A 26,434-nucleotide genomic window follows, 5' to 3' on the forward strand; every position below is an offset into this window, starting at 1 on the left:
TTCAATGGTGTAGGCGAATGTCTTTTTGGAGATGGAATGGAACTGTTGACGCTGCGCGAACGTGCAGAATGCAAGTTTGACCTGTTGAGTATGGGTGAGGTTCTGCTGCGGTTTGACCCCGGCGAAGAGCGCATCGTGCAGACGCGGCACTTCCGCGTGTGGGAAGCCGGTGGGGAATACAACGTGGCTCGCGCGCTGCGGCGTGTGTTTGGGATGAAGACTGCCGTAGTGACGGCGCTGGTGGACAATCCAATGGGGCGGCTGGTCGAAGACCTGATGCTGCAGGGCGGCGTCAACCTGGACCACGTGGTGTGGCGTGAGTATGACGGGATCGGTGCGGAGTCACGGAACGGCGTTTATTTCATGGAACGCGGATTCGGCGTGCGCAACGCCGTCGGTTCGATGGATCGCGGACATACGGCGATCTCGCAGCTAAAGCCGGGCGATGTGGATTGGGACGCAATCTTCGCGCAGGGTGTGCGTTGGTTTCATACGGGCGGAATCTTTTGCGCGCTGAGCGCCACGACACCGGAGGTCGCGAAGGAAGCGATGCAGTCCGCGCGTCGTCATGGGGCCGTGATCAGCTATGACTGCAACTATCGGCCATCGCTGTGGAAGGCTGTGGGGGGACGAGCGCGTGCGGCTGAGGTGAATCGTGAGCTGGCGCCTTATGTGGATGTGCTGTTTGGGCACGAAGGGGATCTCGCGCTGGAACTTGGGCCGTATTCGTATGCTCCACCGCAGCATACGCTGGAGAGTTATCAGGATATGTGCGACCGAATTTTGAAAGCGCATCCGAACTTCAAGGCGATTGCGACGACGACGCGCAGGCCGCATACGGCGAGCGTGAATGACTTTGGAGCCTTCGGATACGCGGAAGGTAAAGCCTATGAGGCACGCGAGATGCGGGATCTCGCAATCTTTGACCGCGTCGGCGGCGGCGATGGTTTCGCCAGTGGTGTGGTCTGCGGTTTGATGGAAGGGCGCGGTATGGAGTGGGCGCTGAACTGTGGCGTGGCCCACGGCGCGCTGACGATGACGACGGCGGGCGATAACTCCTTTGCGACTCGCGCTGAGGTGGAGCGCGTGATGCAGGGTGGATCTGCCGGGGCACAGCGATAATAGATCTTTAGGAGATTGTGATGGCAATGCAGACGAAGTGGACCAAACGGACGATCCTGGACAAGATGCAGCAGGTTGGGCTGATGCCCGTGGTACGGGCGAGTTCACCTGCCCAGGCGGTGCGGTTGGCGCGTGCGATTGCGGCGGGTGGCGTGACGGTACTGGAAGTGACGATGACTGTTCCGGGGGCGCTTGAGGCTCTGCGGACGCTAGTGAAGGAAAATCCTGAGCTTTTGATCGGTGCGGGCACAGTGCTCGATCCGGAGACGGCGCGGACGTGCATTCTGGAGGGCGCGCAGTTCATCGTGAGTCCCGGGACCAACGTGCGCACAATCGAGATGTGCAACCGGTACACGGTGCCGAGTCTGCCGGGCGCTTTGACACCGACAGAGGTGATCACGGCCTGGGAAGCGGGCGCGGACGTGGTGAAGGTGTTTCCGGCAAGTGCGATGGGTGGGGCAAAGTACATCAAGAGCCTGAAAGCGCCTCTGCCTCAGATTGAGATGATTCCTACGGGTGGAGTTTCTTTGGCTTCGGCGAAGGAGTTTCTGGAGGCGGGGTCGTTTGCGCTTGGAGTTGGGGCTGATCTGGCCGATACGACGGCGATTGATGAGGGGCGCGATGCGGATGTGACGGCTACGGCGCGGAAGTATATGGAGATTATTGCGGAGTTTCGGGCGGGGTTGTAAGGAACACTCGCTCCGCATACGTTGAAAGAAAGGCGGATCCCTTCACTGCGTTACGGGATGACAAAGGTAAGATCTCGGATAAACGCCGAAGCTTTGTCATCCCGCAGCAAAGCGGAAGGATCTGTTTTTGAAGCCTAGCAAAGACCGATTGAAGTGTTTCGCAGCCCTCCATACGAATCTGGTTTGTGCGCTCCGCGCGACCCCACCCTTTCGCGATGAAGCCGCGAAAGAATAGGGCACAAGGTTTATACAGGAACGGGGATGGTCCAGAGGGCTGGCTGGCGGATAGGGTAGTTGCGGATGATCTCGGGGACGGTGGGGTCTGGGTTGAGGCGTTTCCAGAGCGTGAGGTATTCGGGGCGCTGCAGTGCGCGGGCCGCGAAGATGAGGCTGGGTGAGCGCACCGGAAGGTCGCGGAAGTATTCCACGTCTGCTTTGTACGGCCACTTCGCTTTGCTCTCGATATAGGGATACATAAAGGCAATGGCGGAGCGCATGCCTCGACCATCGGCGAGTTGGTAGTCCCAGAGTTTTTCGAAGGGCGTCGACAGTACCTCGCAGGTCGTCGCCATGACGTCGAGATTGAAAAGAGAGTAGCTGTAAGGCTTCGCGCGTGCAAGTTCCAGCGGGAAGGCTCCGTCGAAGTTCATCTGCCGGATGAGCTTTTCGCGGAACTGGTGACGGCAGAAGGTGATGATGGCGTCATTCTTCGTGAAGCGTGCGAACTCGGCGGCTTGGAGTGTCCAGCAGGTGCCGTGGTTGTTCTTCTCGTCGCGTTCGAGCATGCCGTTTTTCGACTCTGTGAGCCAGGTGAGGTAATCGGCAAACCATTTCTTCAAGGCGGCTTTGTCTTCGGCGCCAAGGAGATCTGAGATCGTGAGAAAGCTGGCGGCGCGTACGACTTCCACAAGCTGAAGTGTGTCGATCACTCCGATGCCGCGCCCGGCGCTGACGCCCTGAATCGCCTGGGCATGCTCCAGGTTCGGATTCATACGTGTAGCAGGCGTAATGAACCACGCGCGAAGGTGCGCCACAGCTTGCTTGGCGTATGCGTCGTTTTTCGTGAGATTCCATGCGGCGACGAGCGCGGGAACGATGAGCGACAGGCGGATGAGCGCATCGCGATGGTCGTTGAAGTTGTCTGGATTCGAGAAACCATCCTTGCGGATGTACGGGCCGGTGGGGTTGTCGGGATCGGGCCACCAGTAGTCGCCTTCGGAGAAGTAGTCGTGCTCGTCACCAGTGCTGCGAGTCGCTCGCTTCGCCGTTACGGTCATGGGCGGTTCGTTGAGATATTTATCCGCCGCGGCGAGGATGCGTTTGCGATCGAACTCCGCAACGTTGAGGTGCGTGGATTCATTCTCGGCGAGGATAGCCGTCGGAGCCAGTATGCAGGCCGAAGCATTCAGGAGAAAATGGCGGCGTGTGAGCATGGCGGAAGGTTACAGGATCGGCGGGAGAGTGCGCGACTCCCAAACGACGGTCAGGCCTGAAGGCGTTTCTTTTACAACTCTTTCCACGAAGCGGACGCCGCGTACGGAGTTGCAGATGGCGAGCGCCTCTGCGGAGACGAGATCGTCGAGTGTCAGGGCGGATTCGCGTGCGTTCGATCGACGGTGGAGCAGATGCGCCCGTTCGATACCGGGGAGCACACCGCTCTGCAGGCGCGGTGTATGCCAGAGGCCATCGTGGAAGACGAAGAGGTTGTGAATCGCCCCTTCGGTCAATTCTCCTGCAGTGTTGAGAAAGAGCGCATCGGCGCAACGATGTGTTTGTGCATGGACGAGTTCCTTGTCGTACAGATGCCGGTGTGTGGTCTTGTGGCGAAGGTAGAGGTCCTGAGCGTCCGTTCGATGGGGTGAGAGAAGCAGGGTGACGGCTTCGCGTGAAGGCGCTGCAATGGTTGAAGAGCTTGTGGTGAGAGCTCCATTGCGAGAGTGCAGGAGGCGAACCCGATGGCTGCCACTGTAGCCGAAGACGCGGGATTCCTGGTAGAGGGCGGCTTCCGCAGCGTCGCGATCGAAAAGGAAGTCAAAGTATTCCGCAGAACCTGCCATGCGGTCGAGGTGTTCGGGGAGAGAGACAAACGCGTTGTCTTGCCATAGGACGGTTTCGAGAAGATCGAAGGCTGGCGTCCTGCGTGAGAGGAAGGCCGTCTTGGTCAGGCATTCAAAGTATTCTTCTGCGGGATCGGAGTCGTAGACGATGCCCGAGCCCACGCCCATGCTGGCATGACCGTCCTTCAACGCGATGGTGCGGATCGCCACGCTGAAGGTGGCGTCGCCATTTGGAGCGAAGAAGCCGATGGCTCCTGTGTAGACGCCACGAGGCTTTTGTTCGAGCTGGTGCAGGATCTGCATCGTGTGAATCTTCGGTGCACCCACGATGGAACCTGAGGGAAAGAGCGCACGAAAGAGATCGAAGATGCGCACTTCTTCGCGGAGCGTGCCTTGCACGGTCGAGGTCATCTGGAACAGGGTAGGGAACTTCTCTACCTGAAAGAGATCCGTCGTCAGGACCGATCCTGGTACGCAGATGCGTCCAAGATCGTTGCGCAGCAGATCTACGATCATGAGGTTCTCGCTGCGATTCTTCTCGTCGGCGGCGAGCCAGGCTGCCCGCTCGATGTCTTCCTTTGTATCCATGCCGCGGGCGGCGGTGCCCTTCATTGGTTTAGTGACGATGTGAGCTCCTTCGCGACGGAAGAAGAGTTCGGGGGAAGCCGAAAGGATGTGCTCGCCGTCATGATGAATGAGGGCGGCAAACTCGACAGGTTGTGCGCGGACGATGCTTTGGTAAAGCTCCAGCGGTGTCAGTTCCGTGGACCAACTCGCCGACGTAGTGAGATTGGCCTGATAGGTATCGCCCGCTTCGATGAAGCGATGAATCTCTTTGACGCGTCGGAGATATTCGGGCGCAGGGAGATCGAGACGCACTTCGGGGGTCGTGGCTGTGGAATCTTCTCTTTGAGCAGAGGTTATGTGTTCGGTGTTGTGGTCGAAGATCTGTGGTTCTCGATAGACGGCGAACCAGGCCAGGCGACCCAGAGCGGGCGCGAGTGTGTGAAGCGAGGGTTCAAAGGCGTATCCAGCTTCATAGGTCAAATAGCCTGCGACGTAGAGACCTTCTGAGAGCGCCTGATCGATCTGCTGAAAGAGCGCGGGAATATCGGAGAGGGTGGTCGCCGTCAGGATGCGTTCGGGATGCAGGAAGAGATAGCTTTTCGCAGTGTGTGCCGAGGCGCGCGCTGTCTCCAGAAGAACTGAATCGGGAGTTTCTGCCGCCAGGCGGCGGAACTCAGACGGAAGTGGAGCAAACGAAGACATCTCTTCTTCAAAGATTACTCGTTTTGATTGACAGCCGGACAAGGCATACTTAAGGTCAACTGGCGAATGCTTTTGAGTTTTGTGGAGGATCGATGGTAAAGATGCGTAGATTTGCGGCGGTGGCGATGGTGTGTGCCACCGTGGTGGTGGCACAGAGCCGGACGGCAGCACAGAAGGGTCTCGTTCTTTCGCCCAAGGCGACCGAGGTGCTCAAGACACTGGATGCGTTGTCGTCTTTGCCCGATGGCCCATGGCGTTATCACAGTGGGGACGTGCCGCATGGTGAGGCCGTCGATCTGGATGACTCGTCCTGGAAGAGCGTAACCAAAGAGGCGAAGGCTGATCGTGATGCGGGTTGGTTCAGGCGCACGATCGAAGTGCCGAAGACGCTGGATGGCTACGATCTGACGGGCGCTCGTATCTGGTTCCAGTTCCATGCAGGCGCCAATGGCCCCATGCCGCAGATCATCTACTTCAACGGGCGTCGCGTAGCTCTGGGAGATGACCTGGAAGCGATTGTGCTCTCCGAGAGCGCGAAGCCAGGAGAGAAGATTGAAGTTGCGGTGAAGCTGCTTGCGACCATTGATGAAAAGACCTTCCGTGGAGCAACCTTCAAGATCGAAAGTTCCAAGTCGCGTCCCAGCCCGTCGGACCTCCGCACTGAAGGGATTACGGCAGCGACTCTGCTTCCGGTTCTGCAGGGGTTCAAGCCTGAGATGGAAGATAAAATCGATTCGATTATTGCGTCGGTAGATATTGCAGGGCTGCACAAGGCGAATCAGATAGCGTTCGATGCTTCTCTGAAGCGTGTGCATCGCGAACTGATGCAGTTTGAGCCGATGTTGAAGACGGCAGTGATCGATCTGGATGGCAACTCACATATCGATGCGGCCTGGTTGTGGCCCTGGACCGAGACAGTGGATGCAGTCAAGCGCACCTGGGGAACCGCCCTTCAGCTCATGAATGAGTACCCTGATTACAAGTTCACGCAGTCCGCTGCGCAGTACAACGTGTGGATGAAGGACAAGTATCCCGCGATGAATGAAGAGATTAAGAAGCGCGTTGCCGAGGGGCGCTGGGAGATCGTGGGCGGCATGTGGGTAGAGCCTGATCTCAATATGCCCGATGGCGAATCGCTGGTTCGCCAGCTTCTGATCGGCAAGCGGTTCTTCAAAAAAGAGTATGGCGTGGATGTGCGGATTGGCTGGAATCCGGATTCCTTCGGCTACACATGGCAGCTGCCGCAGATCTATAAGAAGAGCGGCGTTGATTACTTTGTGACGCAGAAGATGCACTGGAACGACACGAACCAGCTTCCTTTCCGCACCTTCTGGTGGGAGTCACCGGATGGCAGCAAGGTTTTGACCTACTTCCCGACGGACTACACGCACAGCAACTTGAATCCAAATCGCTTGGCGAAGGACTTTGTGGAATCGACACAGAGGCTGAATGGATTTACGCACCTGCTGGATCTCTACGGTGTAGGCGATCACGGCGGCGGACCGACGCGCGATGTTCTGGACGAAGGTCTGCGCTGGATGAAGCCCGATACCGTCGCACCGACGTTGCGCTTCAGCACGGCACAGAGCTACTTCACGAGTGTTGAAAAGACCCTGGAGACGGAGTCACCGCAGTGGAACTATGACAGCCTCGCCAAGGGCTTCACCGTTCCGGCGATGGGAAGCGAAGGTAAGCTGCACATTCCCACGTGGAAGGATGAGCTTTACTTCGAGTATCATCGCGGCGTTTACACCACGCAGGCCGGGCACAAGGCATACATGCGCGAGAGCGAAGAAGCCCTCCTCAACTCGGAGAAGTACGCTTCGCTTGCCTGGTTGAAGGGCGTAACGTATCCCACCTCGGACTTCGAGGACTCCTGGAAGAAAGTCACATTCAATCAGTTCCACGATCTTGGTGCAGGCTCGGGCATTGGGGTGATCTACAAGGAAGCTGCGGAAGACTACAAGCATGTCTTCCAGCAGGCGCGCGATGCCGACATGGCTTCGCTGCCCGCGTTGCTGGCGACGGTGGATACGCAGGCGGGTAAGGGCGTTCCGGTGGCGATCTTCAACCCGCTGGCCTGGGAGCGTTCTGACGCTGTCGTAACGGTGGAAGTGCAGATGCCAGAGGCTACGCCAGACGGCGTGCATGTTGTGGATGCGAAGGGCAAGGTGCTTCTGTCGCAGGTGCTCTCCAGCAACAACAAGACCAACAGCTACAAGCTCTTGGTGAAGACAAGCGCTGTGCCTTCGTTGGGTTACACCGTGCTGCATGTGTTGCCGGGGCAGAAGTCTGCTTCGACAGATGTGCATGCTAGTGGACTTACGCTGGAGAACTCTCGTCTGAAGCTTGTCGTCGACGCAAAGTCGGGCTGCATCACCAGCCTGGTGGAGAAGAAGACGGGCTTTGAAACGATTGCGGCAGGTGGCTGCGGCAACCAACTGCAGACGTTCAAGGACACGCCCAAGCAATACGACGCATGGAACATCGATCCTGGCACGCTGGATCACTTTACTCCCATTGAAAGTGTGGAGTCTGTGCAGCTACTCGACAAGGGACCGTTGCGAGCCACGATCCGTGTGACACGCACGTGGCAGAAATCGCACTTCGTTCAGGACATCTCGCTCGATGCTGAGGCCGATGCGGCCACGATACAGAACGAGTTTGACTGGCACGAAGAGCACGTTCTGCTGAAGGCCTCTTTCCCGATGGCCGCAACAAGCGCGAAGGCGACGTACGAGATTCCGTATGGAACCATCGAACGTCCCACCGCGCGTGTGAACAGCTTTGAAAAGGCAGAGTTCGAGGTTCCTGCAATGCGTTGGGCGGAACTGGGCGATGGGAAGCACGGTGTCAGCCTGTTGAACCGGACTAAGTTCGGTTATGACGCTGTCGACAATCTTCTGCGCCTGACCTTGCTTCGTTCCGCGACTTGGCCCGATCCGGTTGCGGACCTTGGCCACCAGAGCTTCCAATATGCGATCTATCCTCATGCAGGCGACTGGAAGCAGGCAGGAAGCATGCAGCACGGGTGGGAGTACAACTATCCACTGCGTGCGATGCAGGTGGCTGCGCACGCAGGGGCTGATGCCGCGACGAAGGGCTTCGCTTCAGTCGGCGCAAGCAACGTCGTAGTGACCGCGATCAAGAAGGCGGAGGACCGGGATGCTCTGGTCGTCCGCATGTTCGAGTTCGAGGGCAAAGATGGCGATGTGAAGGTGAGTCTGCCCGCTGGCGCAACGTATGCCGTTGCGAGCGATCTGATGGAGAATCCAGATGCTGCACATCTGCCGGTAACCGACGGTGCGGTGACAGTCCACGTCCATCCGTATGAGATCGTCACGCTGCAGGCCATGTACTCTCCGCAGTAAGAAGCAGGAATGCCCGGCGCTCATTATGAGCGCCGGGCATTCCTATTGCAGCGTTTATTTGACCTTCAGCAGAACCACACCGTGCTTCGGCACCGTCATGCGGTCGGTATCGTGGATGACGCCAAGGTCCTTCGCCTCCCACACATTGCGTGCATGGACGGAGTTGCCAAGGCCGATCTCCTTCAGGTGAAGATTCATACCGCGCATTTCGGCGGTGTCTTCGCCAAAGTTGAAGATCGCCAGCGCATGAGAACCATCCGCGAGCGGGCGCGACCAGATTTGCAGAGGACCCTCACCCCAGATGCGGTCGCCCTGTTTGCCGAGTGGATCCTGATCGATGGCGATGACTTCGCGGTTGGTCAGAATCGACTTCACCTCGGGCGACATAGCGGTGAGATTGTTGCCTGCAAGGAGCGGAGCAGCGAGGATCGCCCACATGGTCATATGTGTGAGGTTCTCGTCATGTGTGAGCTTTCCATTGCCTACTTCCAGCATGTCGGGATCGTTCCAGTGGCCTGGCCCGGCGTACTTGGCAAGTCCAGCCTGCGTGAGAGCGATGTAAGACATCTGCTGATAGTGAGCATTGATGTCATCCGTCGTGCGCCATAGATTCGCGCCTACCTCAGGTCCCCATTCCCAGACAGAGTCGAAGCCGTACTGGCAGAGAGAGTAGATCATCGGGCGACCAGTCTTCAGGATAGCCTGATGCATTTTCTCGTAAGCATCGCGCATCATCCTGTTCTGTTTGGCGCGATCATTGGGAGCTTCCTGCTGCATGTTGTCGCGGAAGGAGCAGAGATCGTACTTGAGATAGTCGATACCCCAGTCAGCATAAAGCTTCGCGTCCTGCTCTTCATGCTGATAAGAACCTGCGTAGTGCGCGCAGGTTTCGCGTCCGGGAGAAGAGTAGATGCCGAGCTTGAGGCCTTTGGAGTGAACGTAATCCGCAAGGGCCTTCATGTCTGGAAACTTTCCGTTCGTGTGAAGAACGCCCTTTGCGTCCCTCTTGCCTTCCCAGGTGTCATCGATGTTGACGTAGATGTACCCTGCGTCACGCATGCCCGTAGAGACGAGAAGGTCCGCGGTGTCGCGGATGTCCTTGTCCGTCACTCTTCCGGCAAAGAAATTCCAGCTATTCCATCCCATGGGTGGTGTTGCGGCCAACGTGTTTTTCGATTGGGCCAACAGCGGAGAAGCCGCTAAAGAGAGACAGAGAGCAGAACGAAATAAGAAACGCATGAGCGAGTGGAACCTCCTTTGGAATGCAGGACTATGAGACGCGTAGATGGAAGGAGTGTCAAATCGTACGGGTTTTCCACACAGCTCAAAAATGCCGAGATTTGCATACGTCTTTTGACCTACTAAGTTTCAACAAAGACACGGATTGTTGAAACTTTTCTGTTGTCAGTTCCAATATGGGCGGCTAGAGTCTAGCAATCAAACAAAGTTCATTGATCGAAGAGGGTTCCGGCGGTTGTGTCTATACGCAACGTCAGGAAGCCGTAGATCAAGTAACAGTACGTAATCAGGAGAGCAGATGCGCACGATTTTGAAATCACTCCACTACTTGGCTGTAGCGCTACTGTTGGTATGTAGCGTTTCAGGCCTTGCCCAGACGATCACCGGCGGCGTCAACGGAACGGTCACCGATCCGGCAGGCGCGATCATTCCGAACGCAAAGGTTACGGCAACAAATGTCGCCACAAACGTATCCACTGTCTCCACGACCACCAGCTCTGGAACCTACAACATCCGCAATCTACAAATCGGTCAGTACAAAGTCATCATCGAAGCTTCCGGTTTCTCTGCACAGACACTCGGACCCTTCACGCTGGAGTCCGGTCAGGATGCGAAGTTCGATGCGAAGCTTGGACTGGAAGGTTCAAATACCGCTATCGCGGTGAACGAATCACTGGTTCCTCTCCTCAACACGGAGAATGCAACGCTTGGTGCAACTCTCGATGAGAACGCCATCAGCAATATCACGCTCGTGAGTCGCAACTTTACCCAACTGACGCTTTTTGTTCCAGGAGCGGTTACGGGAACGCCCGCATCCTTCACAGGCTCAGCGGCTATTGAAAGAAATGGCAATGGCACGCTAGCCTCTCAAAACGGTAACCGCCAAGAGACGAACAATTACCTGCTTGATGGTGTGGAGATCAACGAAACCATCAATAACGGAATCGGCTATAATCCCAGTCCTGATGCGCTTGGGCAGGTGCGCGTTATTTCGTCTAATGCCAATGCTGAGTTCGGCAATGTCGGTGGTGGAGATGTCGTTGCGCTGCTAAAAAGCGGAAGCAACACATTTCACGGAAGCGCCTTCTTTTATTTAGCGAACTACAACATGGATGCAAATTCATGGGCTAATAAGAATTTTGCGTCTTCTTCTGCGTTTGTTCCAAAGACACCCTACACCCAGTCGACGTTCGGCGGTACTGTTGGCGGACCCATCATCAAGGACAAGCTGTTCTTCTTTGGCGATTACGAAGGCATCAGGTACCACTCTGCGGGTACTGGCCTGGCTTCCGTAGCGACTGCTCGTATGCGTTCAGGAGATTTTGGGGAGCTGCTGGATCCAACTCAGATTGCAACCACGGTTCAGCTCTACAACACTCAGGCCGCTGGACAACCAGCCTATGCTGGCAACTTACTGGGTGCCGTGTCAAATCCCGTAGCCGCCTATCTGTTCGCGCATCCCGAGGTTTATCCGCTTCCGAACCACACAGCCACGGTTGGCACTTTGATCCAAAATAACTACCAGGCACCGACGAAGACAAATCGCTATAACAACCAGTATGACGTCAAGATCGACTGGAAGGCCTCACCGCGCGATTCGATCTCGGGCCGTTATTCCTGGGGTCGGAATGGCGATTTCACCACTCCGGTTCTCGCAATTACTTTCCCCGGAGCGAACATCAATCCGTTTCAAAGCTTCGCATTCAATTCCGTGCATACCTTCAATGCGCGTCTTATCAATGAGTTCACCGCTGGTTTCACACGTGTTGTTGCGTTGGGAGGTCTCCCAAGCGATTCAACGGGTACCTTCGGTTTGAATGGTAATGCTGTTGTCGGCATCTCAGGTGTCGCTCAGCCCTATAACGGCTTCATCCTGCAGTCCTTCACGGGAACCAACGGTGCGTTCAGCTCTGTTGGTAACTCGGCGACGGGAACAACGTATTACGACAACACCTTCAGCTACTATGACAACCTGACTTACCAGGCTGGACAGCACACGATTAAACTTGGTGTCCAGTTTCTCCGCTATCAGCAGAACACTTTCTATCCGGGTAACGACGGTGCAGTTGGCCGCTATCTCTATTCCGGAGCATTCTCTGCTCAGAATGGAACGGTTGGCGGTTATACGCTCGCCGATTTCTACCAGAATCACATTCTCACGCGCGCGATCGGTGGAGTCACCGGTCTGGCGGGTCAGCGCTCGTGGCGCGATGCAGCTTTTGTCCAGGACGATTGGAAGGTTAGTCCGAGACTCACCCTCAACCTGGGGCTTCGTTGGGAGTACGACCAGCCCATCCTGGAAGTCAACAACAAGCAGGCGAATATCAACTTCGCAACCAAGACAGTGCAACTCGCCGGCGTCAACGGAGCAAGCCGCGGTCTTTACAACCCGGTTTGGACCAACTTCATGCCGCGTATCGGATTCTCTTTCAATCCGTCGCCTCGCGTTGTAGTTCGTGGCGGCTATGGTATAACTACTTACTTTGAAGGAACGGGCGCTAATCTTCGCCTCAACTTTAACTATCCATTCCAGAATGGCTTCACGGCCACCGGCTTTGCCCCAAGCACAACCAGCGCAGGTCAGTTCTACACAACTGCGCAGGGCTTCGGAACCGCGAACACATCCTGCAACATTCAGACAAGCACTGTACCTTGCACCACTACGATCCGCGCATGGGACCAGGCAATTAAACCGATGTTCCTTCAGCAGTACAGCCTTACTGCGGAATATCAGTTGAGCAATACCGCATCGCTCACCTTTGGTTATGTCGGTGAGACGGGGCAACATCTCATCACTGCTGGTGCTGCCAACGCTCTGCCAAAGCCCTGCATCATTGGTGGTGTTGTGCAGACTGTGCTCACTTCAGCACAGTGTATTGCTGCTGATCCCGCTCCTTTCATTAACCTGGTTGGTCAGACGGGCTCGGTGGTCTTCACCGCGTCCAATGCGATGGAAAACTATAATGCGCTTCAGGCGACATTCCGTCAGCGCCTCAGCAAGGGCTTGGAATTCACCGCGAATTATGCATATGCCAAAGCGATGACGAACAGCACGGGCTTCTTTGGTGCACAGGGAATCAACGGACAGTCTGCCTATGCTCAGAATTTCTATGACAATCATTCTGAATATGGTCCGGCTGCTCAGGATGTTCGTCATAACATCAACGGGCATTTGACTTATGAACTTCCCGTGGGACGGGGGCGTATGTTTGGTACCAATATGAACCGGGCAATTGATGAAGTGATTGGTGGCTGGAAGGTTGCGATGACCACCATTGTTTATACAGGCTTCCCGGTAAACATCAACTCTGGCTCCAACAACAGCAACACTGCGAACAATTCTCAGCGTGCGAACCACTATCGTAAGCTGAATGTCGTAAATCGGAGTGCTCAGGCGTGGTTTGGAACCGATCCTTCGGTTCTTCACCAGCGGTCTAGCACAACGGCAGGAGCTCAGTGTTCGGCTGCAGGTGTAGATGATGGTGTCTGCGCTTATGGTCAACCCGCCGCTGGCACATTCGGTACTGCTTCCGTCGATTCAGAGCGGGCTCCTGGTTACCAATCAGCAGATGCTTCGATCTTCAAGGATTTTGCAATCACTGAGGCGCACAAAATCAGCTTCCGTGCGGATGCTGCCAATGTGTTTAACATTACCTCGCTGGGTAACCCCACTAACAATGCGCAGTCTGCAACCTTCGGACAGATTACAGCTTCTCGTTCGCAGGCTCGTCAGCTGCAGCTTTCGGCGAAGTATTCCTTCTAAAAACATCAACTGGAAAAGGCCCGGCCTCCTGAGGAGACCGGGCCTTTTCTATTGAATGCACAATGGGTTTGATTAACTGGCTGCTTTGCTTGGAATTACCTTGCGAAGAAACGATAGCTGATAGTCCAGGTTTGGGTTTCACCTGGCGCTACGTGGATCTTGATATACGCTTCGGGGCATACCGTCTTTGGAGTCGACCAGAAGTACGACAGGCTGATCGGTGAATCAGATGTCTGCTGAACACCAATGCCGAGGTCTTTATCTTCGAAGGTGAAGTCGTAGTCAGAGACCTTGGTGGAGTAGCCGGTGAGGTAGCCTTGTACGCCGCGGCGTTCAAGCGGTGCGATGAACTTTATGGTGTTGTCTTCGATGACGGCTTTGCTTGGGTCGATCGGGCTATCGAGGGCTGGAGTAAAAAGGAAGTGGACTTGCATGCTTGGCCCGGTCTGCTTGTGATCCAGCATGAAGAAGTCGTGGTCGTAGACCTGCGTGTCGATTGGCTTGGTTCCGACATTCTTCAGGCGGTGTTCTAGGCAAAGGATGTTGCCATGCTTGTCGAGCGTCAGTACTTTTTCGTAGATATAGGAAACTCCGATGGACGAGTGTAGTTCCTGGCGGAAGGTGACTGAATTTTTATGGACCTTCGTCTTCCACTTGCCTGCGTCGACGATGGGGTAGGCGTTGCCGAATTTGTATGGCTTGTCGTCGATCCGTTTCAATACGCCTACACCGATCTTTACAAACAGACCGCCCGGTGCAGCGTCGTCGTATCCGATCTCGCTCGTGGGATGGCGGAACTCTTCCACGGGGCCGGTGATCGTGTCGTTGCCTGTGGGGTCGTACCTGTTGAACCACTCGCCGAAGAAGGTGTGGCCGTTCAAGGAGAGGCAACCCACGACGCCGCTCCAGTCGAAGCGGGGACCGCGGTAGTATCCGACCTCTTTGTCTGGCAGAAATACAACCGCATTGATGGCACCGTTGCTCAGGCGTGCCATCGGGTGATCTGAGTGTGGCAGATCCGTGCAGGTTGAAGAGGCCTGTGTGGCGAGCGGTACAGCGGGTATCGTCTGGGCGCGCGCTGTACGACTGAAGAGTGCAATGGCAGGGATAAGCGCAAAACGCGCAAAGGAATTGCGAGCAGGGAACATGCTTTGCTCCTTATTGTGCTGATCTTAAGCGTCGAAGCAGGGACGCGAACTCAAAGAATGGCAAAGCTGTGCGCGGAGGAGAAATTACCGACTTCAGTCAACCCGCTGATCGATCCGTTTGCGATGGAGAACTCGCCTCGCACCATACGGCCGGTGGGTGCATGGGCGGCGATGATTGTACGGCCCGAGCGGTCAAAGGCAATTTGTGTCGCTTCTACCGGAAGCGATTCCGCTGGCTGGATGCGTCCGTTGGAGCGGTCGATCTTCCACGCAGTCATCCTCGCGCCGTTTGCCGTGAGAAGAAAGCGGCCGGAGGGATGCATGGCGATGGTGCTGGCGCCGTTGGTTGCAACGCGCTGGTGCGAGGCTTGCGTCTGTCCTCTGGAGGTGTCGATCCGGTGTACTGAGATGGAGCCATCCTCGGAGTTGAGAGCGTAGACGAAGCGAGCGTTTGTGTGGCCGACCATCTGCGAGGGGCCAGCGCCCTTATGAACGCGACGGCGATGTAGCGGTGTGAGCGTGTCAGTTTCGAGGCGGAAGGTGCTGAGCGACTCATTGCCCGTATCTGCCGCGACGAGCGTCCGGCCATCGGAATGAAGCACGAGACTGCTCGGGGTCGAGGTTTTGCCCACACCGGCTTCTGTAGAGAAGCCCACTTCTTTGAACAGGCCTGAAACGGGTAGGGGCAGGCCGTTGCTCTCCAGGGGAAGCACGTTGTAGGAGCCGCCACCCGCGACAGCGACGATGAGATGCGATCCGTCCGGAGTCACCAGGGCGTGAGAGGGGTTGATGGCGGAAAGCGCCAGAGGCTGTACGCGCTGTAGTGTGAGATGGCCTGTTTCGGCGTCGATCGCGTAAGCACTCACTGCGCCGCGAGGAAGACTCTCCCATTCATTGACAGCATGTACGGCGTAGAGCATGGAGCCAGAAGGATGAAGCTCAAGATGAGCAGGCGAAGCTGATGCCATCGTCTGAACGACGCGCGAACCGTCCTTTGATAGATCCACGACGTGGATCGCACCAGCTTCGGCTTCGCCCGATCCAATGTAGGCAAAACGACCTGGGACAGAGCGTCGGGTCATGGTCGCGCTGGCCTTGCCCGAAGCGCCGAGCGTTGCGGCAGCCGCGAGCGAGGTGGAGAAGGCCCGGCGGGTCATGGGGAACGTCTTCGATTGCAAGCTGCTCTCGCTCATCTTTTCCTCCGCGACTCCGCGCTACGCCTTGGGCCGAATCGACATGGCATTGTGAAAGATATTGTTCGGGTCGTACTTCTTCTTCACGTCTTGTAGAAAGGGATAGAGCCCTTCTGTGCCGTAGTAAAGTTCGCCCCAGAAGGGATACCGCACCATATCCACGTCGGGATAGTTGATGTAGCAGCCTTCGTAGTATTCATTGTGAAACGGTGTTCCGGCGTGTTGTGCATCGACGTTGGCGGAGTAGATGTCTGTATACATCTCGTCGAAGAACTTGATGCGTGCTTCGTCTTCCGCTGGGTCTTGCCAGTACTGCTGGTACTGCAGCTTCATTACAGAAGCACGCTGCGGCATGGCGGTTTCACCGGCCAGATGCGGCTTGTTAGTTGCGCCGCCGTAAGAGTCAACCGCGATGATGCCGCTCACGGGTACTCCTGGGATTTCACGCGTCAGATGTTTGTAGATTCGACGCGCTTCTTCCGTAGTAAAGTTCTTCTTCATATAGCAGGACTTGTATTTGCCGCGTGTGTTTCCGTTGCCGCCGCCAGCGCCCTGTCCGCCGGTGGTCGCATCGAGCCATGGGCGCGTGGAGAAGGCGTGCTTTCCTGCGACGCAGGGAGACATCTGTTGGCGATCTCCGCGACGAGGGGCCTGATGCGATGTGGTCGCTGGATTCGGATCAGAGAGGGCATCGCCGCATTTCAGAAAGAGGTCGAGAAATTCCGTGGGTATGCTGAGGTCTGGCTCACCGTTCATGCCGTGCATGGCGGCGGAGATGCCGATGCCACCGCGAGAACCTTCAGGACCTCGGCGGTTCAGGCCCATGAAGGTGAAGAGAGGCCACGTATCCGGATCCTTACCACGTTTTTCAAAGTAACCGCCATAGGTCTGCACAATGTGGATGAACTTCTCCTCCGTCATCGTCTCCCATGGAAAGTTCACGCCAGCATTGCTGATGTACTGCGGCGCGGTCGGCAAAGTATCGAAGTAGAAGCTCGTGATCACGCCGAAGTTTGAGCCCTGTCCGCCGAGGCAGGCGCGGAAGAGGTCCGCATCATGATGCTTGTCGATGTGCCGCTTCGCTACTTTTCCGTTCGCTTCCACGGTGCAAATATCGATCGCGGTTACATAGTCACAGCTCAGGCCTAGCTGACGTGCCAGTACACCATAGCCGCCTCCGCTGATGTGTCCACCCGTAGCGACGGTATAGCAGCTTCCGCCTGGGATGGTTACGTTAGCCTTCTTATAAAGCTCTGTGTAGACGCTGCCAAGCATGCCGCCGCCGCCCACCTTGTATGGTCCTTTACCGCCGGGACCGGTCTCCGTGGAGTTGAGCATGCTGACATCGATGATGGCGCCGCCGGGATTGTTTACGACAAAATCTTCATAGCAATGGCCACCGGCGCGAACGGTAGGACGCATGCCCGCGCTCACGATGCGCTGTAAAGCCTCGGCTACATCGTCTGCGTTCTGGCAGACTTCGATTCGTGCCACGGCATCGGAATCCTTCGCGGGGAAGCGGGCATTTTTACCGCGACGAAGAAGATCATAGCGGGGGTCTTGTGCTGTAACCGTCGATGACATATTGCTCCGAACTAATCTCTAAAAGGGAGATTCCTTCGACGGGATGCGGGACCCGCTTCCGTCGAAGTCTAGCCTGTAAATGGCAGTCTAGCGACCATCTTCGCCAGACTGTAAAGCGCTGTCAATGAGGCAAATGCCCTGTCCGCAAGTGGACAGAGAGCCTTCTTATGCGAAGACTATGCACATCGGCTTGCTCTTTACTGGATACGTATGGACCGGTGCCGAAAGTTCCCCGGTTGTCCGATTTCGCTCATGAATCACGATGGTACCGCTGTCCTGGTCGGAGATGAGCAGCCAACGGTCGGTCGGGTCGAGCGTGATGTGGCGGGGGTTCTTTCCACCATTGACGGAGTTCTGCTTTAGCGTCAGCAAGCCCGTTTTGCGATCGCGATCAAAGACCGCAATTGTGTCGTCCGCAACGCGATTGCCTACGTAGACAAATTTGCCATCCTGCGAGACCGTGATTTCGCCCGCGAAGGCGGTGTTCGGAGGAAAGCCAGCCGGAAGAGTAGAGACGAAGCCCTTCGAGGTCAGGGTTCCGGTGCTTGCATCCCAGGCCAGGATGTCGACCGTCGAATCCAGCTCATTCACACTGTAAAGAAACTTCGCGTCCGGGCTGAAGGCGGTGTGGCGCGGACCCGTGCCGGGTCGGCCAATCCACGCGGGCGGCTCGGTGGGCGTCAGTTCAGCCGTGGCGGGATTGACGCGGTAAGTGTGGATGCAATCGAGGCCAAGATCGTTCACCAGAAGATAGCGTCCGTCGGGCGAGGGCATGACGCAATGCGCGAAGGAGTGCATCTGGCGCTCCTTATTGGGGCCACTGCCTTCGTATTGGAAGTGCGAGACCGCAGGCGAAAGGGAACCGTCCGGCCTTACGTGGAAGGAACTCGCGCTGCCGCCACCGTAGTTCGCAACAAACACGCTGTTTCCATCCGGGGTGACGGAGATGTGCGTAGGTCCATTCCCCTCGGTGTCCACCTGGTTCAGCTGCTTGAGTGTCTTAGCGCCAGCTACCGTAGCGAAGGCAGTGATGCCCTTAATGCCGCCATGTCCACCTTCGTTCACGGCATAGACGAAACCCTGTGCGCCCTGTTTGTGGAGGGCCAAAAACGTTGGGTTGGCGACTTCCGCTGCCAACGTGATTTCGCCGAGTTCACCCGTGGCAACGTTCCAATCCGCGATAAAAATTCCATTTCCTGCGCCGTGTCCGTTCGTGCCGATGAGAATGCGCGTTGACTTGGATTTAGCGGAGGAAGACTTTTTCGCCAGGGCTGCTTTGGCGACAAAGGGTGCAACAGAGAGTGAGCGGAGGAAGGTGCGTCGCTGAATCATCAGAAAGCCTTTCAAAGCACAGGAATGCGCGGAAGATGGAGCATGTGTTCCGCGAAGGAACATCTGCCGTTTCGTCACCCACTCTACAACATGGGCGCGGTGCAGTGCTGTGATCTACTTCAGCGGCAGAGGGAGAATCAGGCCGCCCTCGCTGGTGAGACGATTCCGGCCACGCGTAAGACTCAGAGTAGACGCCTCGCCGAACGTCCGGTCGAAGACTTCACGATAGTTTCCTACGGAACGGAGTACAGAGGCGGCCCAATCTTCAGACAGACCGAGGGGCGTTCCAACCGCGTGGGTCGCACCGAGAAGATGGCGCACTGCCGGATCGGCAGACTTGGCTGAGATGTCTATATTGGCGCTGGTTACGCCAAGAGCTTCTCCGTGGAAAAGAACCTGCGCCGTCCAGTCCACAATGCGGCCCCACTGTGGATCACTGCTGCGGTAGGCGAACGCCAGGGGATCTGCCGCGATGACCTCCGGCAGGATCATATGATCGGGAGCTTGTGTTTCGAAAGAAGCCCGCGTCTGCGCAAGGCGGGTTAGATCTCCCGCAATTGCGGCGCAGTTCTTTGTGATGTAGGCGGCCTCCATCTCGCCTTCTTCCTGGAAGGGAAAGGGAAGGAGATCCAGATGCTGCCTGGTAAACCACGCCTGTAGTGCGGTCTCGACATTTGTCTCCGCGAGGAAGCAGACTTTGCGGTGGGTGAGATCTGCGGCATGTGCAATGCCGGATTTACGCAGCACAAGAAATCCGACGCCGTCGTACAGGACAGGGGCGCTCTCACCCAGACTAGCGTTCGTTGTGTGGCTGAAGTCAGCGCTTAGGGTTGCAATGAGGTCGATCTTGCCCGCAATTAATGCGTCAACTCCGCTCTTGTCATCGAGAAAGGTAATGACCTTCGTCTGAGCCTTTTCACCCAGAGCCGCCACTGCGACTGCCTTGCAGAGATCGAGATCGAATCCGCCACGGCTTCCATGATCGTCTTCGGTGTTGTACTCCGCGTCTTCAGCGATCACGCCGCAGGTTAGAACGCCCGCAGCGCGTACTTTCTGGAGGGTCTGTTGTGCGCCGAGGGTGAGTGAACTGCAAACGGCGAGCAAAAGAAGTGAAACAGCGCGCATTATGGAATCCAGTTTCCGGAGGTTGGGATGCCTGGCGAAGTATCCGGACGGGGATTGAAGTCTGCGGGTACCGGATTCGGTTTGCCAAAGTCTGTTGGCTGGATACCGAGCGCTTTGCAGCCTTCTCCCTTCCTATGCGGGAAGGCATCGAGCTCTGCATCCGGAATGATGGCGTACTCCGCAGGCAATGGCTTGCGCTTGCCCATGAGACGAAGGGTGTCAAAGCCGGAGAGCATATCGCCTACGCCGGGGACCTTGTCGTCTGCCGGTCCCAAGTCGTTCTGGCCGAATTTGTCCTTGCCAATCTGGCGGCCGCGCTCTTCATCGGGGAGATCGGCCAGTGGGATCAGGCCAAACAACTCATCCACCATTTTGATGATTGAACTATGTTCCGCAGGTTGGTGCGAGATGCCATGCGCCACGCCGTAGGGCGAGATGAGAATGGAAGGAATGCGTGGGCCCTGATCGAGCGGGAGGCCTGCCGCATCGTGCGAGCGCACCCTGGGGCGCGTGTGGTCATAGAGACCGTCGGATTCGTCGTACGCAATCAGAATGACGGAGTCTTTCCAATACGGGCTGCGCGCGATCGCGTTGATCTCTTCGGCCAGGAGCGCCTGGGAGATCTGCGAGTCGGAGTATCCGGGATGATCGTCGTTGCCGCTGAAGATTCCTGCAAGGCGAGGGTTAGGATCCATCGGATGGGTGCCCTTCAGATTGCCGTATCCGCCCCGGACGTAGAAGACGCCGCTTTCCGGAAGGCGCTGGCTCTTCACATCGTCGAAGAACTCTGCGAGGCCATGCAGATGCTTCGTCACATCAGGATTGTTCGCAATGTATCCGAAGTAGGCTGGGCCATTGTGATGGATGACATAGCCTTTATGCGACGCCACTTCGTTCACATCCGTAGGCTCGTGGTCGTATCCCTGCTGATACCAGCCCCACTTCACTGCAGCTACGCCGTGGCCTGCGATCTTTGCGATGTCTTCTTTGACGTCGGGAAGGTCGAGCGCCGGATCGCGGTCCTTTGACGTCGTGAGCTCGATCTCATCTCCCATGAACGATAGGGGGAGCGTAGCGAAGGTAAGGTTCGGAAGAGGACGCTTTGAAGGTGTCGGCTGGGGCATGCGATGGTCCAGGTCCAGCATGGAGCCCCAGTAGGGTAGGGCATTGGCCACCATGGGGAGAGCGCTTCCGTCCTTCGGCTCTGCCAGTTCGGGATGCAGCATCCACTGGGTCTCTCCCGACTGGCCCGCTATCATGGCGACGGCGTTCGGTCCGGAGGGCCCGATGACCGTGTCGAAGAACTGGTCGAAGAGCGTGAAGCGGTCGGCATAGTTCCAGAGAAAGGGGACGGTATCGCAATCGACGTGCGACATGACGAGCTCTCCGAACTGCTTTCGCTCAAGCGAGGGAAACTTTGAGGGCCTGCCGTTCGTGAGGGTGATGCCTTCTTCTGTCACGGCATAGAGATCGTTGCGCGCCACGAGATTGGCATCCAGATTGAGCTTCCTGGCGATGCCGACATGGCTATGGTTCACCGAGGCAATGTCTGCAGGATAGAGGGGAACAGTCTTGCCGTGGATGTCCTGGACCGTCGTCGGAATGCGAAAGGCGGTGACGCTTCCAATGGTTCCATCGACGTTGACGATCGGTTGGGTAAATCCAGGTGTCTGGTCTGCCGGATGGGAAAAGAGGCCCTCCGCTCCTGGATAGGTTCCGAAGTAGAAATCAAAGGCGCGATTTTCCTGGAACAGGATGAAGACATGCTTCACTTTGCTGCGAAGAAGCTTCAGCTTTGCCTCCTGCGAAATCGCTGGCTGGCGGGCAGGATCGATAAGATAAGGCTTTAACTGCTTGCTAGAAGCCGGTGCAAGTTCTACTTCACGAGCCTGTGAGGATGCAGAGACCGAGTAAGCGAGTAGAGGCAGGGAAAAGAACTTGAGGAACCGGGGGGTCGCCCGGGTTGAAACGCGCATCGCCATCTCCTGAGTTGAAGCACCGAATAAATCGACTCTCTTAGAGTGCCAGAAGCCGGTGCGCATCGAGCTCACAATCGCATCAAATCGTTCTTAAACGCAAAAAAACGCCTCGATAGAACTACAACAAAGGAGGATCGAGATTATTCCAGAAAGTGCAGCGATGCTCGGCATCAGCGTTGATGTCAGCCTTTCCGGCTTCTAGATCGCCCGTGTTCTCACAGTAAGCTTGTGGACAGCTACGCTGTCATGTTTTCCTTAGGAACCGGTTGAAGCAAAAACTCCAGGATGGCAGGGAATAATCCAAATGAAACCTATGTTCCGTCTTATGGCTACCTCTCTTCTTTGCGGTTCTGTTGCGATGTCCGCACAGACTGCGAAACTTACGGTGGATACGAGCACTGCTGTGGCCACCGTAAGCCCAACTCTGTACGGCCTCATGACCGAAGAGATCAACTACTCTTATGACGGTGGCCTGTATGCGGAGATGGTGCAGAACCGCTCATTCAAAAGAAGCTGGCAGGGCTACGAGTCCTGGACCGTCATTGCGCGCGGAACCGCTCAGGCCAAAATCGAAAGGGGCGCTACCGGGCCAAGTTCGGCACTCCCGAAGAGCATGATGCTCAAGATCGACCCAAGCGCAGGCCCGTATGAGGCTGGTATAGCCAATAGTGGTTATTGGGGTATGGCGGTGCGGCCTTCCTCGACGTATAGCGGATCGTTCTACGCGATGGCAACGGGAGTTGGTTCGGCGCGGGCGCGACTGATCTCCGATGTGACGGGTGCAACGCTGGCCGAGGCGATGATTCCGTTGTCGGACGGTGATTGGCAGAAGCATACCTACACCATGAAAACGTCGGCTTCGGTGAAGCCAGGGAAAGAGAATCACCTGGAGATTACCTTCGAGCACCCCGGAACGGTGTGCCTGCAGTTGGTCTCTCTTATGCCGCCGACGTTTCATGACCGGCCCAACGGCAACCGTCCGGACCTGATGGAGATGATGGCGGCCATGAAGCCACACTTCCTTCGTCTTCCCGGTGGGAACTACCTGGAGGGGGATACGATTCGCGAGCGGTTCAATTGGAAAGAGACGATTGGTCCGTTGGTTGACCGTCCCACCCATCGTGGTCCGTGGAACTATCAGTCCAGTGACGGGATGGGCCTGCTGGAGTTTCTGGAGTGGTGCGAAGACCTGAAGATCGAGCCGGTGCTCGCGGTCTATGCAGGATATTCGCTGCACGGTGAGTCGGTTGTGGGCAAGGAACTGGAGCCTTTTATCCAGGACGCTTTGGACGAGATCGAATACGTCACCGGAGATGCCAGTACGAAGTGGGGCGCTGTCCGCGTGCAGGATGGTCATCCCGTGCCGTTTCCGTTGCACTACATCGAGATCGGCAATGAGGACACCTTCGACAAATCGGGGAGCTACGAAGAGCGGTTTGCTCGCTTCTCGAAAAGCATCCGGAGCAAGTATCCGCAGTACAAACTCATTGCGACCACGCCTGTGAAGGAGTCGGTTCCAGACGTCGTGGACGATCACTATTACCTGACGCCTGACGGCTTCTTCGAAATCCTGCACAAGTACGACACCATGGATCGCAAGGGACCGAAGATCTTCGTGGGCGAGTGGGCGACCCGCACGGGTACGCCCACGCCGGACTTCGGCGCCGCCCTTGGGGATGCGGCCTGGATGACAAGTATGGAGCGGAACAGCGACTTGATCGTCATGGCGAGCTATGCGCCACTCTTCACGAATGTAAATCCCGGCGGCATGCAATGGTCTACCGATTTGATTGGTTATGACGCTCTGCGGGCTTACGGATCGCCAAGTTACTACGCGCAGGTGCTTTTCGGAAGTCACCTTGGCGATCACACGGTGAAGTCCGATGCTTCCGGAGTGAATGCACGATTCTCCTGGTCCGCGACGGTATCGACGGAGGACAGGGTCTTGCATCTGAAACTTGTAAATGCCTCCGATGCAGCGCAGCCGCTTGTCCTCGATCTGAGGGGGGCGAAGTCAGGATCTGCTGCTCTGTATTCATTACACGCGGCAACACGGTGGGCGACCAATTCGATCGAGCATCCGGACGCGATCAAGCCGATTGTGAGTAAGGTCTCTGTAACGCCCGGCAACTGGAATCGTGCAGTCGCCGCCAATACGATTGAGGTCATCGATATTCCGCTCCAATAGCGAAGATCGAGAAAGGTAGAGAGACGTGCTAGAGCGCTTGAAAGAAGAGACGTTGGAGGCAAACCTCGAGGTAGTCAAGCGAGGTCTTGTTCTCTATACCTTTGGTAATGCGAGCGGCATCGATCGCGATGCCGGGTTGGTCGTCATCAAGCCGAGCGGCGTGGACTATGACGAGCTTAAACCGTCGCATATGGTCGTTACCGACATGGAAGGGAACATCGTTGAAGGAGATCTTCGGCCTTCAAGTGATTTGAAGACGCACCTCGCGCTGTACAAAGCATTTACGGAAATCGGCGGGGTGGTTCACACGCATAGCGAGCATGCCACGGCGTGGGCGCAGGCAGGCCGCGATATTCCTGCCTTCGGAACGACGCATGCCGATTATTTCCATGGGCCCGTTCCGTGTACACGTCCTCTGACAGATGACGAGGTGAACGGAGAATATGTCCTCAACACGGGACTCGCGATCATTGAGCGATTCAAGGGAATCGATCCGCTGGCGATACCGGGTGTGCTGGTTGGCGGGCACGCTCCGTTTGCGTGGGGCAGAACTCCGCATGATGCGGCGCACAATGCTGTGGTGTTGGAGGCCGTGGCGAAGATGGCCTTCATGACCGTGCTCCTCAACTCGGAGTGCGGCGTGACCTCGGCTTTGCTCGATCGACATTACTTCCGCAAGCACGGTGCAAAAGCAACCTACGGACAGAATTAGAGGACACGATGGCGATTGTTGCGGGAGCGGATTTTGGAACGCTGAGCGTTCGTGTAACGCTGCTTGATTCTGAGCACGGACGGATAGGCACCGCTGCGGCGGAGTATCCGCTGCACCGTAAACGGGAAGACCCGGACTACGCCACACAGTCGCACTTCGACCAGATGGAAGCTCTTGTGAAGGCGACGAAAGATGTTCTGGCACAGACCGGGATCGCCGGCGATCAGGTGATTGCGCTGGCACTGGACACGACGGGGTCGAGTGTCATCATGGTGGATGAACATCTGCAACCGCTCGATGAGTACTACCTGTGGTGCGACCATCGCGCCCATCGCGAGGCTCAGCAGATCACGATCACCGCCCACGAGATGGGCCTTGAGGCCATCGAGTGGTGCGGTGGAGTTTACTCGCATGAATGGGGATGGGCGAAACTGCTGCATTGGCTCAGGCACTCTACTGAAGAGAAGCGCGCCAAGTTTGCAACCGCGCTGGAGCACTGCGATATGGTGGCTGCGACCCTGACCGGCGTCACGTCTCCTGCTTCTCTTAAGCGCTCTGTCTGCGCCATGGGACACAAGTGGATGTGGAACCCGCGATGGGGAGGGTTGCCGCCGGAGGACTTTCTGGTTGCGGTCGATCCTCTCCTTCGAGGGGTGAGAGAGAAGATCTCCGGCGAATACCTGACATCGGACCACATCTATGGCGGTCTTGCTCAGGCCTGGGCCGAGAAGATGGGATTGAAGGCCGGCATTCCAATCCCCGTGGGCGCGTTCGACGCGCATTGGGATGCTCTGGGTGCGGGATGCAAGCCGGGCGATGTAGTGAATGTGGTGGGGACATCCACCTGTATCATCGCAACCTCTGAAGAGACGAAGCTCGTTCCGGGAGTCTGCGGAGTGGTTCCCGGCAGCGTGGATCCAACGCTCACGGGGATAGAGGCCGGGCTTTCGGCGGTTGGCGATATTTTTGAAGCGATTGCACGGCGCGCGGGTGTCAAGGTCAAGGACCTTGCGGCTTCGCTCGGAGAGTACAAGGCGGGCCAGACGGGCTTGCTACGTCTTAGCTGGGACAACGGGGATCGCACAGTATTGGTGAACCCCGAACTCGGCGGCATCACCCTGGGGTGGAATCTGATTCACACTGCGCAGGACGAACTCTATGCAGCCATCGAGGGAACGGCGTTCCATACGCGCATCGTTCTGGAGCGAATGGCCGAGTACGGTGTACCTGTGGAACGTGTGATCAATGCTGGAGGCATTCCACAGAACAACGTGGTTCTCAACCAAATCTACGCGGATGTTTTGAACAAACCTGTGCTGGTACCGAACGGCGTTCCGACCAGTCTGGGGTCGGGGATTGTAGCTCTTACTGTCGCTGGGGTATTTCCTTCGATTGCTGCAGCGCAAGAGAAGTTATGTTTGCCGTTTCAGATGTATCTGCCTCAACCGACCGCAGTCGCGACGTACGAACAGCTCTATCAGCTTTATCGAAAGGTTTACTTCGCGCTGGGCTCCAAGGAAGCCGCCGGCGTTCCGCTCGGAGAAATACTTCCGGAGCTGCGTCGCATTGCCAAAGAGGCGAGAACGAAACCTCCGACCCTCTAACAGCTGGCAGTGCAGGGAGGAGGAGCCTGATTTTGCGTTCCCTTCCGGCTTCTATCGAA

At 56.7% G+C, this 26,434-nt stretch carries 16 protein-coding genes; 7 read left to right on the plus strand and 9 right to left on the minus strand.

Annotation, left to right across the window (positions count from 1 at the left end; genetic code table 11):
• Nucleotides 1-36: 36 nt before the first annotated feature.
• Complete coding sequence (locus ACIPR4_RS08425) at nucleotides 37-1,122, plus strand: sugar kinase (RefSeq protein WP_013568235.1); 1,086 nt, start codon at nucleotides 37-39, stop codon at nucleotides 1,120-1,122.
• A 20-nt stretch (nucleotides 1,123-1,142) separates the two neighbouring features.
• Entirely contained in the window at nucleotides 1,143-1,811 is a 669-nt protein-coding gene (locus tag ACIPR4_RS08430; protein WP_013568236.1) for a bifunctional 4-hydroxy-2-oxoglutarate aldolase/2-dehydro-3-deoxy-phosphogluconate aldolase, read from the plus strand.
• A gap of 245 nt (nucleotides 1,812-2,056) precedes the next feature.
• On the opposite strand, the gene ACIPR4_RS08435 is transcribed toward ACIPR4_RS08430, so the two are convergent.
• Nucleotides 2,057-3,244 carry an alginate lyase family protein gene (locus tag ACIPR4_RS08435; RefSeq protein ID WP_013568237.1) on the minus strand — a complete coding sequence of 396 codons (1,188 nt, stop codon included), beginning with the start codon at nucleotides 3,242-3,244 and terminating at the stop codon, nucleotides 2,057-2,059.
• Nucleotides 3,245-3,253: 9 nt separating this feature from the next.
• Complete coding sequence (pabB, locus tag ACIPR4_RS08440; RefSeq protein ID WP_013568238.1) at nucleotides 3,254-5,137, minus strand: aminodeoxychorismate synthase component I; 1,884 nt, start codon at nucleotides 5,135-5,137, stop codon at nucleotides 3,254-3,256.
• Nucleotides 5,138-5,238: 101 nt separating this feature from the next.
• On the opposite strand from pabB, the gene ACIPR4_RS08445 reads away from it, so the two are divergent.
• Nucleotides 5,239-8,508: an alpha-mannosidase gene (locus ACIPR4_RS08445; RefSeq protein ID WP_144312367.1), complete on the plus strand. Its 3,270-nt coding sequence runs from the start codon at nucleotides 5,239-5,241 to the stop codon at nucleotides 8,506-8,508.
• Nucleotides 8,509-8,562: 54 nt separating this feature from the next.
• Here ACIPR4_RS08445 and ACIPR4_RS08450 read toward each other — a convergent pair whose 3' ends face one another.
• Nucleotides 8,563-9,747, minus strand: a complete 1,185-nt coding sequence (locus ACIPR4_RS08450; protein WP_013568240.1) for a glycoside hydrolase family 27 protein — start codon at nucleotides 9,745-9,747, stop codon at nucleotides 8,563-8,565.
• A gap of 298 nt (nucleotides 9,748-10,045) precedes the next feature.
• Here ACIPR4_RS08450 and ACIPR4_RS08455 point away from each other — a divergent pair, with 298 nt between their 5' ends.
• Nucleotides 10,046-13,510 carry a TonB-dependent receptor gene (locus tag ACIPR4_RS08455; protein ID WP_013568241.1) on the plus strand — a complete coding sequence of 1,155 codons (3,465 nt, stop codon included), beginning with the start codon at nucleotides 10,046-10,048 and terminating at the stop codon, nucleotides 13,508-13,510.
• A gap of 95 nt (nucleotides 13,511-13,605) precedes the next feature.
• On the opposite strand, the gene ACIPR4_RS08460 is transcribed toward ACIPR4_RS08455, so the two are convergent.
• The 6 genes from ACIPR4_RS08460 to ACIPR4_RS08485 all read right to left on the minus strand — a co-directional run bounded on the left by ACIPR4_RS08460 (nucleotide 13,606) and on the right by ACIPR4_RS08485 (nucleotide 21,868).
• Complete coding sequence (locus tag ACIPR4_RS08460; RefSeq protein WP_013568242.1) at nucleotides 13,606-14,658, minus strand: hypothetical protein; 1,053 nt, start codon at nucleotides 14,656-14,658, stop codon at nucleotides 13,606-13,608.
• 50 nt (nucleotides 14,659-14,708) lie between these two features.
• Nucleotides 14,709-15,851, minus strand: a complete 1,143-nt coding sequence (locus tag ACIPR4_RS21580; protein ID WP_013568243.1) for a lactonase family protein — start codon at nucleotides 15,849-15,851, stop codon at nucleotides 14,709-14,711.
• Nucleotides 15,852-15,872: 21 nt separating this feature from the next.
• Nucleotides 15,873-17,435, minus strand: coding sequence for an FAD-binding oxidoreductase (locus tag ACIPR4_RS08470; RefSeq protein WP_013568244.1), 1,563 nt, complete (start codon nucleotides 17,433-17,435; stop codon nucleotides 15,873-15,875).
• Between the two features lie 165 nt (nucleotides 17,436-17,600).
• Nucleotides 17,601-18,767, minus strand: coding sequence for a lactonase family protein (locus ACIPR4_RS08475; RefSeq protein ID WP_013568245.1), 1,167 nt, complete (start codon nucleotides 18,765-18,767; stop codon nucleotides 17,601-17,603).
• A gap of 114 nt (nucleotides 18,768-18,881) precedes the next feature.
• Nucleotides 18,882-19,892 carry a type 2 periplasmic-binding domain-containing protein gene (locus tag ACIPR4_RS21585; protein ID WP_013568246.1) on the minus strand — a complete coding sequence of 337 codons (1,011 nt, stop codon included), beginning with the start codon at nucleotides 19,890-19,892 and terminating at the stop codon, nucleotides 18,882-18,884.
• Complete coding sequence (locus ACIPR4_RS08485; RefSeq protein ID WP_013568247.1) at nucleotides 19,892-21,868, minus strand: phospholipase C; 1,977 nt, start codon at nucleotides 21,866-21,868, stop codon at nucleotides 19,892-19,894. Before ACIPR4_RS08485 ends, ACIPR4_RS21585 begins: the two co-directional genes overlap by 1 nt.
• Before the next feature lie 316 nt (nucleotides 21,869-22,184).
• On the opposite strand from ACIPR4_RS08485, the gene ACIPR4_RS08490 reads away from it, so the two are divergent.
• Genes ACIPR4_RS08490 through ACIPR4_RS08500 form a run of 3 tightly spaced genes read left to right on the plus strand, consistent with a single transcriptional unit; the run spans nucleotide 22,185 to nucleotide 26,375 of the window.
• A complete protein-coding gene (locus tag ACIPR4_RS08490) occupies nucleotides 22,185-24,059 on the plus strand; it encodes an alpha-L-arabinofuranosidase A (RefSeq protein WP_245536494.1) in 1,875 nt (624 codons plus the stop codon).
• 25 nt (nucleotides 24,060-24,084) lie between these two features.
• The gene (locus tag ACIPR4_RS08495; RefSeq protein WP_013568249.1) at nucleotides 24,085-24,771 is read left to right on the plus strand and encodes an L-ribulose-5-phosphate 4-epimerase; all 687 of its coding nucleotides are present in this window, start codon (nucleotides 24,085-24,087) and stop codon (nucleotides 24,769-24,771) included.
• 8 nt (nucleotides 24,772-24,779) lie between these two features.
• Nucleotides 24,780-26,375, plus strand: coding sequence for a ribulokinase (locus ACIPR4_RS08500; RefSeq protein ID WP_013568250.1), 1,596 nt, complete (start codon nucleotides 24,780-24,782; stop codon nucleotides 26,373-26,375).
• The last annotated feature ends 59 nt before the right edge of the window (nucleotides 26,376-26,434 follow it).

Source organism: Terriglobus saanensis SP1PR4, from assembly GCF_000179915.2.
Lineage (GTDB): Bacteria > Acidobacteriota > Terriglobia > Terriglobales > Acidobacteriaceae > Terriglobus > Terriglobus saanensis.